The following is a 12,943-nucleotide window of genomic DNA, read 5'->3' as shown; positions in this document are numbered from 1 at the left end:
CAAGTCACTCCGAAGCGACACGAGACCTTGCGGCAGATCATGGAAGAACGAATTTCCTGCTCCGCCCGGAAGCGCGGTCGCACCGGCTCAGAGCCAGACCGTCCCGCGCGGCAACTGGACCTCGGAGCCGGGATCGCCCAGGCTGACCAGCGAGCCGATCACCAGGCTGAGGACGGCGATGAAGATGCTGGCCAGGAAGGCCGTTCCGAAGCCGCGGATGGTGAAGCCGCGCACCAGCCCGGCCACCAGCATCAGCATCAGCGCGTTGATCACCAGCAGGAACAGTCCGAAGGTGAGCAGGGTGAGCGGGAAGGTCAGCACCACGAGGACCGGTCGCACGACCGCGTTGGCCAGGCCCAGCAGCAGGGCGGAGATGGCCAGCGCGCGGCCGCCGTCGAAGCGCAGGCCCTTGAAGACGTAGCTGGCGGCCCACAGGCACAGGGCCGTGATGCCCCAGTGGAGGAGGAAAGGGACGAGATGCGACATGCGTGCGGCGAGCATACCGGCTCGGCGGGCAGCGCTGGGCCGAGTGGCCTCTGCTGGTGCCGCCCAGGCTCCTACCGTGCCGCCGCTTCGTCCATGCACTGCTGTTCGGCCTTGGCGCGCGCCACGTTCAGTTCGCCGGCGCGCTGGTCGGGGAGGGTGCAGTCCGAGGAGTCGTCCGGCGGGCCCAGGCCGGTCTCGCATGCGTGGTCCTTGCCGGGGTGAGACGCCAGGCAGGCGACGCGCCGCGCGTCCTGCTGCTGCGCAGCCACGACACAGGCGCTGGCCCAGTAGACATCGTGGATGATGGCGACGTTCTGCAGGCACCAGTCCATGTCCTTGCGCGCGCTGCTGCCCACCGGCGGGAGCGGGCGCAGCACCGGCCGGGCCAGCAGGGCGCCCTGGGGCCACCCGCCGGCGGCGTCGAACATGGCGTGGAACGCAGCGATACCCACCAGCAGGAGCGCTGCCGTGCTTTCTGGGTGATCCCGGATGCGCATGCGTGTTCCTCCAGGACGTCCGGCCGGGGCCGGCCGGCGTAATCTTCCCCCTTTTAGGGCTGTCATGGGGCTGTAGGCTGCGACCTCTACAATCGATGCAAAGCATCGGCTTTTCTCGCCCACCCACCTTTCGAGAGACATCCCCGTGGCTGCAGACCATTCCAAGATCATCTACACGCTGACCGACGAAGCGCCGTACCTGGCGACGCACTCCTTCCTGCCCATCGTGCGCACCTTCACGCAGGCGGCAGGCATCGAGGTGGTCGAAAGCGACATTTCGGTGGCCCACCGCATCCTGGGCGAGTTCTCGGACTTCCTGAGCCCCGAGCAGAAGGTGTCCAACACCCTGGCGGAACTGGGCAAGAAGACGCTGGAGGCGGACGCCAACATCATCAAGCTGCCGAACATCAGCGCCTCGCAGAACCAGCTGCTGGCCGCCATCAAGGAGCTGCGCGGCAAGGGCTTCATGGTTCCCGAGTTCCCGGAGAACCCGCAGACCGAGGACGAGAAGAAGCTCCGCCAGCGCTACGCGAAGATCATCGGCTCCGCCGTGAACCCGGTGCTGCGCGAAGGCAACTCCGACCGCCGCGCGCCGCGCGCCGTCAAGGAATTCGCCCGCAAGCATCCGCACACGATGGCCGAGTGGAGCCCCGCTTCGCGCACCCATGTGTCGCACATGACGCACGGCGACTTCTACCACGGCGAGAAGTCCATGACGCTGGACCAGGCCCGCGACGTGAAGATGGAGCTGATCACCACTTCGGGCAAGAGCATCGTGCTCAAGCCCAAGACTTCGCTGCTGGCGGGCGAGATCATCGACTCGATGTTCATGAGCAAGAAGGCGCTGCTGGCCTTCTACGAGCAGCAGATCGAGGACGCGCGCAAGACGGGCATGCTGTTCTCGCTGCACGTGAAGGCCACGATGATGAAGGTCTCGCACCCCATCGTGTTCGGCCACTGCGTGCGCATGTTCTACAAGGAAGCCTTCGAGAAGCACGGCAAGCTGTTCGACGAGATCGGCGTGAACGTGAACAACGGCATGGCCAACCTGTACGACAAGATCCAGTCGCTGCCGGAGTCCAAGCAGGAAGAGATCAAGCGCGACCTGCACGCCTGCCACGAGCACCGGCCGGAGCTCGCGATGGTCGATTCGGCCAAGGGCATCACCAACTTCCATTCGCCCAACGACATCATCGTCGACGCCTCGATGCCCGCGATGATCCGCCAGGGCGGCAAGATGTACGGCGCCGACGGCCGCCTGAAGGAAGTCAAGGCCGTGATGCCGGAGTCGACCTTCGCCCGCATCTACCAGGAGATCATCAACTTCTGCAAGTGGCACGGCGCGTTCGACCCGCGGACCATGGGCACCGTGCCCAACGTCGGCCTGATGGCGCAGCAGGCCGAGGAATACGGCTCGCACGACAAGACTTTCGAGGTGCAGGAAGACGGCGTCGCCAACATCACGGACCTCGCCACCGGCGAAGTGCTGCTCTCGCAGAACGTGGAGAAGGGCGACATCTGGCGCATGTGCCAGGTCAAGGATGCCGCGATCCGCGACTGGGTGAAGCTGGCCGTCACGCGCGCGCGCAACTCCGGCATGCCGGCGGTGTTCTGGCTCGACCCGTATCGCCCGCACGAGAACGAGCTGATCAAGAAGGTCAAGACCTACCTGAAGGACCACGACACCTCGGGCCTGGACATCCAGATCATGAGCCAGGTGCGCGCGATGCGCTTCACGCTGGAGCGCGTGGCCCGCGGCCTCGACACGATCAGCGTCACCGGCAACATCCTGCGCGACTACCTGACCGACCTGTTCCCGATCATGGAGCTGGGCACCAGCGCCAAGATGCTGTCGATCGTGCCGCTGATGGCGGGCGGCGGCATGTACGAGACGGGCGCGGGCGGCTCGGCGCCCAAGCACGTGCAGCAGCTGGTGGAGGAAAACCACCTGCGCTGGGATTCGCTGGGCGAGTACCTGGCGCTGGCCGTCAGCCTGGAGGACGAGGGCATCAAGACCGGCAACGAGAAGGCCAAGATCCTCGCGAAGACCCTGGACGCCGCCACCGGCAAGCTGCTGGAGAACAACAAGAGCCCCTCGCCCAAGACCGGGCAACTGGACAACCGCGGCAGCCAGTTCTACCTGTCCATGTACTGGGCCCAGGCGCTGGCCGCGCAGACCGAGGACGCCGAACTGGCCGCGCGCTTCGCGCCGCTGGCCAAGAAGCTGGGCGAGAACGAGCAGAAGATCGTCGACGAGCTCAATGCGGTGCAGGGCAAGCCGGTGGACATCGGCGGCTACTACTTCCCCGACCGCAGCAAGGTCGAGGCCGTGATGCGCCCGAGCGCCACCTTCAACGCGGCGCTGGAAGCAGCCCAGGGCTGATCCGGCGGTCGACGGCGCTCAGTCGCGAAAGCGCCGCAGCGCCACGTCGACCACGGCTTCCATGCTGCCCGTCTCGCCACGCTGCTGCCGCAGCAGCGTGGCGTCGTTGCCTTCCCGCAGCATGCGCCGCACGGTATCGAGCGCATCGTCCGCCTGCAGGCCCGGCGCGACGCCGCGCAGCGATGTCACGGTGGCTTCGATGTCCTCGCGCAGGGTCAGCGAGGCATACGTCTTCGGGTGCACGATCGTGCCTTCCAGGCCGAAGCGGCAGGCCTGGAAGCGGTTGTAGTTGTAGACGAGATAGTCGGTCTCCTCCGGCGCCGGCTCGCTGCCCTCGCGCAGCCGCGCGCACAGCACCTGCAGGTAGCCCGCCAGCGCCGCGGCGCGGTCCACCGTCAGGGGCGTGTCGCAAACGCGCAGCTCGATGGTTCCGTATTCGGGCTTGGGCCGGATGTCCCAGTAGAAGTCCTTCATGCTGCGCACGACGCCGGTGCGCTCCATGCGCGCGAAGTACTCGCCCTCGAACGCCGACCATTCCAGCGTGAAGGGAGCGCGGCCGCTCAGGGGGAACGCGAACACCGAATTCAGCCGCGAGGAGCTGAACAGCGTGTCGTGGCGCTGCACGAACGGGGACGACGCAGCGAGCGCGATGAAATGCGGCACGTAGCGGTTCAGCGAATGCAGCAGGAACAGCGCCTCGTCGCCCGAGGTGCAGCCCACGTGCACGTGCTGGCCGAAGATGGTGAACTGCTTGGCCAGGTAGCCATACAGCGCCGACACCTGGTTGAAGCGGGGCTTGGGGAAGATCCTGCGCTCGGACCACTGCTGGAACGGGTGCGTCCCGCCGCCGCAGACGCCGACGTTCAGCCGGTCGCCGGCGCTGGCCAGCGCCTGCCGGATCTCGCGCAGCTGCGCCAGCAGCGTGTCGTGGCGATGGTGGATCGAGGTCGCCACCTCGATCATGCTCTCGGTGATCTCCGGCACCACCGTGCCCGGGAAGGGGCGGCGCTGCAGCACCTCCAGCATGTCCGAGCTGGCATGCGTCAGGTCGAAGTCGCTCAGGCTGACCAGTTGCAGCTCGAGTTCCACGCCCAGGGTGAGCGGCTCGGATTGCGCGAAGGCTTCCAGGGGCATGGTCGCTACTCCCGCCTTTTCCCGGGCCGCGGGTCCTGCACCTCGCCGGCCGCGCGCAGCGCCTGCTGGGTGGCGATCGGGCCCAGCAACTGCAGCAGCAGCGTGGCGGCCGCCACCGGCGCGACCGTGTCGATCAGGTCGATGCCCACGTGGCGGGTGTCCTCCAGCAGCAGCACCACGAAGGTGGAAAGAGGCATCATGGCCAGCGCCGTGAGCATGCCCTTGCGCAGCGTCGTTCCGCTCGCACGCGCGAAGGCGCTCATGGCCAGCACCTTTGCGGCCGCCCGCACCAGCACCAGCGCTGCGCCTAGCGGCAGGCCAGCCCAGGCGCGCCGCCAGTCGGCGCTGGCGCCGACGTAGACGAACAGGAAGACGATCAGGAGGTCGCCGAGCACGCCGAAATTGCGCTGCGCCTGGCTCAGGGTCACGCGGCGATGCCGCGCCACCAGCCCGAAGGCCAGGGTGGCCACCAGCGCAGACAGGTGCAGCAGGTGGGTCAGCGCCACCAGCAGGATGACGGCGATGGCGAAGGCGACGGTCGCGTCCGACTGGTAGCGCCCGACCAGCCGCAGCACCGGGGGCATGCCGCCGCCGAACGCCACCCCCAGGCCCACCGAGAAGAGCACGACCACCGCGCTGTTCGACAAGGCCTTGACCGCGTCGCCGGCGGTATCGAAGGTCCAGAAGCCGACGATGAACTTGAAGGCGAACACTGCGCACAGGCAGTTCACCGCCGTGAGGTGCAGCGCGCGCTCGGTGACCTGGCCCGAACTGCGCAGGTCGTTGACCACGCGCGTCAACGAGGCCGGCGAGGTGGCGGTGGCGATCGAGGCGAGCAGCAGCGATGTGAGCACGGCCGCCCCCATGACGCGCGACAGCGCGTACACGGCCAGGAAGGACAGCGCAACGTCCAGCAGGCCGGTGGCGGCGATCCAGGGGTTCTGCCGGAACCAGTGCAGGTTGATGCGGTAGCCGAATTCGAACAGGATCAGGCCGAAGGCCGTATTGGCGACGAGCCCGCCCAGCGGCCCGCCGCTGGCGGCCACGCTTCCGAGCTGCGTCGGGGCGAAGAGGAAGCCCACCAGCGCATAACTGGCGATGCGGGGGATGTTCCAGCGCTGTCCCAGTTCCCCCAGCAGCCATGCGAGGGCGACGGCCACCGGCCAGGCGAGGGCTAGGGCGACCGCCAGGGTGTCCAGCATGGGGCTAGCGGGCCGGGGCAGGCGTGGACGCGGGAGCCGACGCGGGGGCGGAGGCCGGCAGCGGCGCAGGGGCCGGCGCGGCCGTCGCCGCCGGCGTGCCGCCGGAGGCGATCTGCTCGCGCAGTTCGACCAGCTTGGCCTTGAGCCTGCGTTCGTTGACGGGGCCGACGCGCACCAGGATCTTCTGGCCCGCGGTCAGGCTTTCCAGCTCGGGGTCGACGAACTCGTAGCGCACCCAGGGCCGCGTGGACGGGATCGGCCCCTTCACCTGCGTGAGCTGCAGGCGCGGCGGCTCGACCGGTTCCGGCGTGGCGAGCAGCAGGTCGATCACCTCGATCACGCGGTCATTGAGGTAGCGGTCGCCCATGCCGAGTTCGCGCCAGGACTGCTGCAGCAAGGGGTAGAGGCGGCGGTACATCGCTGCCGCGCGGCCCACGTCCAGCGTGCCGGCCAGCAGCACGAAAGGCGTGTAGCGGGCGGCGTTGTCGGCGGAAATCACGGGGCCGTCGGCCCTTTCCTCCACCGTGAAGCGGCCGCCCGTGGGCAGCACCGGCCAGGCCGCGACCGGCGAATGCTCGCGTCCCAGGCTGTCGATGGTGGCGACCAGCCGGCGCGGGAAACCATCGGTCTGGAGGAAGGAGGTGACCGCCTTGGCGCCCAGCAGGTCGGCGAGCGCCGAGGGGATGTCCTCGTTGCGAAGCGGCTGGTCGACGGCATCCTGCAGCGGGTGCTTGACGGCCGGCGCCGAGGCGGCGGCGACCGGCGCCGAGGACGGCGCGGCCGGCGCTGCCGGCTCCGGAGTCGCCACCGGGCTGCCGTGCGGCTGCGGCGCCTGCGAGCGCCAGATCCACGCGGCCACGACCCCGGCGATCACCAGGCCCGCGACCACCAGCAGGATCCCCGCGGCGCCTTCCGGCGGCCGTGGCGGCCGCTCCGCGGCTTCGGTGCGGAGCTCGGGTTCCGGCTTCATGCGCGGGACAGCCCCGTCAGCGCGCCGGCCGGCGCAGGGTCATGCACACCGCCGCCGCAACGGCGCCGAACAGCGCATGGTCGGCCACGGTGACGGCGCGCAGGGCATCCTCGAACCAGGGAAACGCGGTCGGCGCGATCAGCCAGAAGTCGAAGGCATACAGGGCCACGCCGACGGCGGCCCCGACCAGCAGGCCGGAGCCGGCGCGGCGGCGCCACACCAGGGCGGACACCAGCCGGCCGAAGGCCATGGCCAGGCCGAAATGGATGATGAGCGCCATGCCCAGCACGGTGAAAGTGAACTCCGAAGGGGGCGGTGCCGCATCGGGGCCCATCAGGATGGCGGCGATGCGCTGCAGCGGTTCGGCGGCGCTGCCCGGGCGGGCCGCCGCCGTGAACGAAACCTGCGCCAGCAGGTAGGCCGCGCCGGCCACCAGGCCGCCGACCACGCCGGCCACCGGTTCGGAAACCGCGGTCGGCAGCGGCAGTGACAGTTTCAGCAACGGATCTCGCATGGCTCGCTTTCCCCTTGGGTGTCGCCGGATGCGGGGGCAACGCGGCCAGTATATGGATGTGGACAAATGCAGGACGCCCCACCCCGTTCGAAACAGGGGCACCCGCGCTTCACCGGCGGGTCCGGTTCTTCTGCCAGATCGCCGCGACGATCAACGCATACGCCAGCAGCCGCACCAGGTAGAAGAGCGGCTCCTGTTCGTCGGCATGCGGCACCAGCGCCAGCGCCACCCGGTCGAGCGCTTCGAGCCAGAACGAGGCGGCGAAGTACAGGAACAGGCGGTCGCGGGTCTGGTACCAGAAACGGAAGAAGAACAGGCCGGCGAACAGGGAACCCGCCGCGATGCCGCCCATGAGGAGTCGCTCCAATTCCTACTCCTCGCCCCAGACCAGGCCGACCAGCAGCAGCAGGACGGCCACGCCGGCCGCGACGAGCCGCGCGAGGCTCAGGTCCACGCTCGGGAGAATCAGCTTGTCGAGCACCAGCAACGTGTTGTTCACCGTGAGGAACAGGAAGCACAGCGCGCTCCAGAACAGCAGGCCCGAGCGCGTCGCGCGGTAGCTGCGCCAGAGCAGCAGCAGGCAGGTCAGGCTGGTGAGCGCGCACATGAAATAGATGACTGCGCCCATCACCCGCCGTCCTTCTTCCAGCGGAAGGCGTCGGCGAACTGGTGCGCCCGCTTTTCCACGCGCGAGTGGATCAGGTCCGTGACGCCCACCAGGTTGTGCGAATAGGTGACGGCGACGGCGTCGATGACGGCCGTGAGTTCCGGCGCGCGGGGGGCAAAGAGGAATCCGCCGCTGTCCGTCCGCGCGGCGATGCCGGACTGCTGCATGGCATGGAGCAGCTCCAGCGCCTGGTTCTCGCCGATGTACAGGCGGCTCGCCACGTTGAACGAATCCCAGCCGCGGGCGGGCTCCGATCGCAGCAGCAGCAAGGCCTCGAGGTAGGGCACCGAGGGGATGCTGGTGAGGATGAAACGGCGGACCTCGTCCGGGACCTGTTTATTGCTCATCTCTCCCGTTGTTCTTCATCGGTCCGGTGGGTCGCGCGGCGCGCAGTGGAGGGCAGGAGGTACGGCATCGGAAAAAAAAGGCGCCCCGGCGGGCGCCACCAGTTTTCGCTCGAGTTCGCAATTGTGCCGACGGTCACGGCGTGTCCGGCCGGGCTGCCCGTACGGGCGATCCCCGAGCCAGGCGTCAACCGGCGCCGTTCGCCACCTGCGCGATCCGAATGAGTTCGGCGAGATTGCGCGCACCCAGCTTGCTCATCACCCGCGACTTGTGGACCTCCACCGTGCGCGGGCTGATGCCCAGCCTCTCGCCGACGGCGCGGTTGTCGAGACCCTCGACCACCAGCGCCATCACTTCCCGCTCGCGCGCCGAGAGGGTCGATGCCACCGGGCGGGTGCCGATCGTCGAGGCATCGGGCGGCAGGCCGCTCAGCGCGCGGTCGATGGAGGCGAGCAGCTGCTCGTGGTCGAACGGCTTTTCCAGGAAGTCGATCGCGTTGAACTTGAAGGCCTGGCGCGCCGCGGCGACGTCGCCGTGGGCGGTGACCACGATCACCGGCAGGCGCGAAGGATGGTGCGCCAGCGCCTCCTGCATCTCCAGCCCCGACATGCCGGGCATGCGGATGTCGGCGATCACGACGCCGCGCCATTGCGGCTCCAGCGCGCGCAGGAAGTCCTCGGCGCAGGCGAACACGGCGGTCGGATAGCCACGCAGGCTGAGCAACAGCGCCAGGGCGTCGCGCACGGAAGGATCGTCGTCGACGATGAAGACCGTCTGCCGGTGCACGGGGCCGCTCATGTCGGAACTCCCGCGGTCACCGGCAGGCTGAAATGGAACTTGCCCCCGGGGCCGGCTTCGGCCCACAGCCGGCCGCCATGCGCCTCGACGATCGAGCGGCTGATGGCCAGCCCGACGCCCATGCCACCGGGCTTTTCGGAGCGGCGGCTCTCGAACACCCGGCTGACTTCGGCGCTGTTCAGACCGCGCGCGGTGTCGACGACGGTGACGATGACCTGGTCGTCTTCCTGCAGCGCGCGGATGGTCACGTGGCGCTGCGCCGGCGCCGCTTCCCGGTCGGCCGAGGCCGCATCGATGGCATTCGCCAGCAGGTTGCGCAGGACGACGGTGATCTGCACCGGGTCCAGCCACACCGCGCCCAGGCCGGGATCGCAGGACCACGCCAGGTTCACGCCCAGGCCTTCGGCGCGCCGCTCCTGCGACTGCACGGCGTCGACGATCAGCTGGCCGATGTCGGTCGGCTGCAGTTCGGTCGAGCGGTCGCGGAAGAACTTGCGCAGCCGGTTCACGACTTCGCCGGCCCGGGTGGCCTCGTCGGCCAGCTTGTCGGTGACTTCGACCAGCGGATCCACCAGCGCGTTGGGCTGGCTTCCGAGCTTGCGCGCGATCAGCTGCGAGGCCCGCGCATAGGTGCTCATGGCGGTGAGCGGCTGGTTCAGCTCGTGGGCGAGCGCCGCCGCCATGTCGCCGGCCGCCGCCAGCCGCAGCGAGGCGCGCAGCGCCTGCTGCGCCTCCTCGCGCTCGTCCACCGTGGCCCCGAGCAGCACGCCGGTGGAGGTCAGGGCGGCCATCAGCACCTGCAGCTCGAACACGGTCAGCGGCTGGTAGGTCGCGGTCTGCACCGCCAGCATCAGCAGCATCTGCACCAGCGCCGCCGACCACACCGCGCCGATCGCACCGAAGCGTGCCGCCGCCCACACGACGGGCAGGAACAGCAGGTAGAAGTACTTGAACTGCTCCTCGGTCGGCTGGGCGAACACGATCAGCATGGCGACCGCGGTGACCACCGCGATCAGCCAGGCCTCGCCCGCGCGCAGCATGGTGCGGGTGGCGGCCGTCCGCTCGCGGCTGGCCAGCACCCACAGCACCGGCAGCGTGACGACCAGGCCCACGCAGTCGCCGATGAAGGCGCGGTGGATCACGGCGGGGATGCGCGCGGCCGGCACCACGTCGGTGGCCCAGAGCGCGGCGGCCCGCAGCACCGCGCCGAGCAGGGCACCCCCGGCGACGACGGCGAGGAACACGACCACGTCACGCCGCGTCACGACCGGCAGCTTCGGAGCTATCCACAGGCGCAGCGCCGCCGCCGTCGCCGCATATCCCGCGGTGACCGTTCCGGCCGACAGCACCATCGCGGGCCATGGGACGGCCTCGTTGCCGACCAGGGCCTCCCCGGAGACCACCGCCACCCACACCAGCCACCAGCTGCGGGGCTGCCAGAGCAGCAGGCCCACGGCCAGCGCGGCCTGCGGGTTCCAGGGCGTGATGTTCAGCCCGCGGGCCGGATAGATGAAGCTGATCCAGGCAAGCCCGACGTAGGCGGCGAAATAAAGGATCATCCTTGCCACGCCGAGACCTGCCGTCTGCCGCCATCCCGCGAGCCGTGCTGAAAGGCTGGACATGCTGCCATTGTGAGCCTGCGGCGCCGGCACGGGCCGGCGCGGGCATCCTCAGGAGCGCGTGGACTTGCGGCTCAGGGGCACGATCGTCCCCGAGCCGGCGTGGCGCTGCACCCGGGTCGAGACGCGCTGGCGCAGCCGCAGCCGGGCCGCGTCGGACAGCATGCGCCCGGCCCACCGGTAGACGTTGAATTCGTGCACCGTGCTGCGCAGGCTGGCCATGCGTTCGCGTTGCTCGCCCGGCGGCATGGTGAGCGCGTGGAACAGCGCGTCCGCCGTTTCCTCCACGTGGTAGGGATTGACGATCAGTGCTTCGGTGAGCTCCCGCGCCGCGCCGGCGAAGCGGCTGAGGATCAGCACACCACGCTCGTCGTCGCGCGCGGCGATGAACTCCTTGCACACCAGGTTCATGCCGTCGTGCAGGCTGGTGACCAGGCACACGTCCGCCGCCCGATAGAGCTTGGTCACCTCGTCGTGCTCATGGTGCTGCGCGAGCAGGCGGATCACCGGCGCGCCGGGCCGCCCGAAGCGGTCGTTGATGCGGTCGACCTGCGCGGCGATGCGTTGCTGGAACAGCCGGTACTCCTCCAGCGCGCCGCGCGAGGGCGCCGCCACCTGCACGAAGGTGAAGCGCTTCTGCCATTCGGGGTACTTCTCCAGCATGCGTTCGACCGCGTGCAGGCGCTCGAGAATGCCCTTGGTGTAGTCGAAGCGGTCGACGCCGACGGCGATGCGGTGGTCGCGCGGGATGTCCAGGCGCTCCATCAGTTCGCTGCGGCACTGGCCGACGCTCGGCCAGGTCCGGGCCTGTTCGGGCAGCGGCCATTCGATCGAGATCGGGTAGGCCTCCACGAAGGTCGGGTCGCCGTGGAAGGTGATGGTCGAGTGTTCGTGCTCGATCCGTGCTTCCAGGTAGCGGTCCACGGTTTCCATGAAGTTCTTGCAGTGGAACTGCGTGTGGAAGCCCATGATCGTGCTGCCCAGCATGCCTTCCAGGATCTCGGCGCGCCAGGGGCAGATGCCGAACGATTCCGGGTTCGGCCACGGGATGTGCCAGAAGCTCAGGATGGTGGCGCGCGGCAGGCGCTCGCGCACCATCGCCGGCACCAGCGCGAAGTGGTAGTCCTGCACCAGGATCACCGGGTCCTCGCTGCGGGCCTCCGCGACCACCGCATCGGCGAACAGGCGGTTCACGCGCTTGTAGTGCTCCCAGTCGGATTCGCGGAACACGGGGCGCACGTGCGCCACGTGGCACAGCGGCCAGAGGCCCTCGTTGGCGAAGCCGTAGTAGTAGCCCTGTTCCTGCTCCGGCGTGAGCCAGATGCGGCGCAGGAGGTATTCGTCATGCCCGGGGGGCAGCGCCACGTGGTCGTGGCGGTCCACCACTTCCCGGTCCGCCGAGCCGCTGCCGTGCGCGATCCAGGTGCCGGAGCAGGCGCGCATCACCGGCTCGACGGCGGTGACGAGGCCGCTGGCGGGGCGACGGATCTCGATGCCGCCGGCGCCGCGCTCGTGCATGTAGGGTTCGCGGTTGGAGACCACGATCACCTGGTCGCCGCGCATCTGCGTGCGCAGCAGCGTCTGCAGCCGGTGCGGCGTCCAGTCGGCATCGGCGCCCTGCAGGCGCTTGTACTCGTCCTCCACTTCGCGCAGCCGCTCGCGCAGGTCGGCGGCCAGCGGCGCGAGCTCCGGGAAGACGGGCGAGTTGGGCCGCAGCAGGCCTTCGCCATGCAGCAGCGCGCGTGTGCCTGCGATCCAGCCGCGCCAGCTCAGTTGCGCCACGATCAGCGTCACCAGCGCGATCACCGCGCCCAGCCCGGTGATCAGGATCACCAGGTAGCGCCGCGTGTCCTGGCTGCGGCGCTCGATGAAGCTCAGGTCGTGCATCAGCACCAGTTCGCCCACCGGCCCCGCTTCGCTCGCCACCGGGTGCACGCTCACGTGCACCGGGCCGCCTTCGATGTGCAGGTTGGTGCCCTTGGAGTTCGCCAGGTCCTCCGCCTGCACGCAGGTCATGTCCTTGGGGAAATGGTCGGTGCGGCGCAGCAGTTCGCCGGTCGGCGAGCACAGGCCGATCGCCACCAGGCGCTCGTCGAGCACCGCGCGGCTGAACAGGGCCTGCAGCTTGCGGCCGCGCGTATCGCTGGCCGCCTCGGCGACGGACTCGGAGAGCGCGTTGGCCACGAGGACGCCGCGCATGTCGAGGTCGCGCGCGAACCAGCGCAAGGTCAGCCGGTCCATCACCGGCACCGCGAGGTAGGCCGCGCCGGCGAGGATCAGGATCAGGGGGATGAGGAAGCGGAGCTGCAGTCCCAACGTTTTCATGCC

Annotated in this window: 13 protein-coding genes; 1 reads left to right on the top strand and 12 read right to left on the bottom strand. The window is 69.3% G+C overall.

Going from position 1 to position 12,943, the window contains the following annotated elements; genetic code table 11:
* Positions 1–87: 87 nt before the first annotated feature.
* Positions 88–486 carry a phage holin family protein gene (locus JI746_RS14100; protein WP_201690294.1) on the bottom strand — a complete coding sequence of 133 codons (399 nt, stop codon included), beginning with the start codon at positions 484–486 and terminating at the stop codon, positions 88–90.
* Between the two features lie 71 nt (positions 487–557).
* Positions 558–983 carry a hypothetical protein gene (locus JI746_RS14095; RefSeq protein ID WP_201690292.1) on the bottom strand — a complete coding sequence of 142 codons (426 nt, stop codon included), beginning with the start codon at positions 981–983 and terminating at the stop codon, positions 558–560.
* Positions 984–1,128: 145 nt separating this feature from the next.
* On the opposite strand from JI746_RS14095, the gene JI746_RS14090 reads away from it, so the two are divergent.
* Positions 1,129–3,366 (top strand): NADP-dependent isocitrate dehydrogenase, encoded by a 2,238-nt coding sequence (locus JI746_RS14090; RefSeq protein ID WP_201690290.1) that lies wholly within the window; start codon positions 1,129–1,131, stop codon positions 3,364–3,366.
* A gap of 18 nt (positions 3,367–3,384) precedes the next feature.
* On the opposite strand, the gene JI746_RS14085 is transcribed toward JI746_RS14090, so the two are convergent.
* From JI746_RS14085 to JI746_RS14040, 10 genes are all read right to left on the bottom strand, one after another.
* Positions 3,385–4,500 (bottom strand): YbdK family carboxylate-amine ligase, encoded by a 1,116-nt coding sequence (locus JI746_RS14085; RefSeq protein ID WP_201690289.1) that lies wholly within the window; start codon positions 4,498–4,500, stop codon positions 3,385–3,387.
* 5 nt (positions 4,501–4,505) lie between these two features.
* Positions 4,506–5,702, bottom strand: coding sequence for a cation:proton antiporter (locus JI746_RS14080; protein WP_201690288.1), 1,197 nt, complete (start codon positions 5,700–5,702; stop codon positions 4,506–4,508).
* 4 nt (positions 5,703–5,706) lie between these two features.
* Complete coding sequence (locus JI746_RS14075; protein ID WP_201690287.1) at positions 5,707–6,672, bottom strand: DUF3014 domain-containing protein; 966 nt, start codon at positions 6,670–6,672, stop codon at positions 5,707–5,709.
* A gap of 16 nt (positions 6,673–6,688) precedes the next feature.
* A complete protein-coding gene (locus JI746_RS14070; RefSeq protein WP_201690286.1) occupies positions 6,689–7,186 on the bottom strand; it encodes a hypothetical protein in 498 nt (165 codons plus the stop codon).
* A gap of 109 nt (positions 7,187–7,295) precedes the next feature.
* Complete coding sequence (locus JI746_RS14065; RefSeq protein WP_201690285.1) at positions 7,296–7,553, bottom strand: DUF5985 family protein; 258 nt, start codon at positions 7,551–7,553, stop codon at positions 7,296–7,298.
* Positions 7,554–7,556: 3 nt separating this feature from the next.
* A complete protein-coding gene (locus JI746_RS14060) occupies positions 7,557–7,814 on the bottom strand; it encodes a DUF5985 family protein (RefSeq protein WP_201690284.1) in 258 nt (85 codons plus the stop codon).
* Entirely contained in the window at positions 7,814–8,200 is a 387-nt protein-coding gene (locus JI746_RS14055) for a hypothetical protein (protein WP_201690283.1), read from the bottom strand. The genes JI746_RS14060 and JI746_RS14055 overlap by 1 nt, the downstream gene beginning before the upstream one ends.
* A gap of 184 nt (positions 8,201–8,384) precedes the next feature.
* Positions 8,385–8,996, bottom strand: coding sequence for a response regulator transcription factor (locus tag JI746_RS14050; protein ID WP_201690282.1), 612 nt, complete (start codon positions 8,994–8,996; stop codon positions 8,385–8,387).
* Positions 8,993–10,618, bottom strand: coding sequence for an ATP-binding protein (locus tag JI746_RS14045; protein ID WP_201690280.1), 1,626 nt, complete (start codon positions 10,616–10,618; stop codon positions 8,993–8,995). The genes JI746_RS14050 and JI746_RS14045 overlap by 4 nt, the downstream gene beginning before the upstream one ends.
* Before the next feature lie 48 nt (positions 10,619–10,666).
* Positions 10,667–12,940, bottom strand: a complete 2,274-nt coding sequence (locus JI746_RS14040; protein ID WP_201690279.1) for an alpha,alpha-trehalose-phosphate synthase (UDP-forming) — start codon at positions 12,938–12,940, stop codon at positions 10,667–10,669.
* Positions 12,941–12,943: the final 3 nt, after the last annotated feature.

This window comes from Ramlibacter alkalitolerans (genome assembly GCF_016722765.1).
In the GTDB taxonomy this organism is placed as follows: domain Bacteria; phylum Pseudomonadota; class Gammaproteobacteria; order Burkholderiales; family Burkholderiaceae_C; genus Ramlibacter; species Ramlibacter alkalitolerans.
The sequence above is the reverse complement of the archived record's forward strand: the minus strand, read 5'-3'. Positions and strand labels throughout refer to the sequence as shown.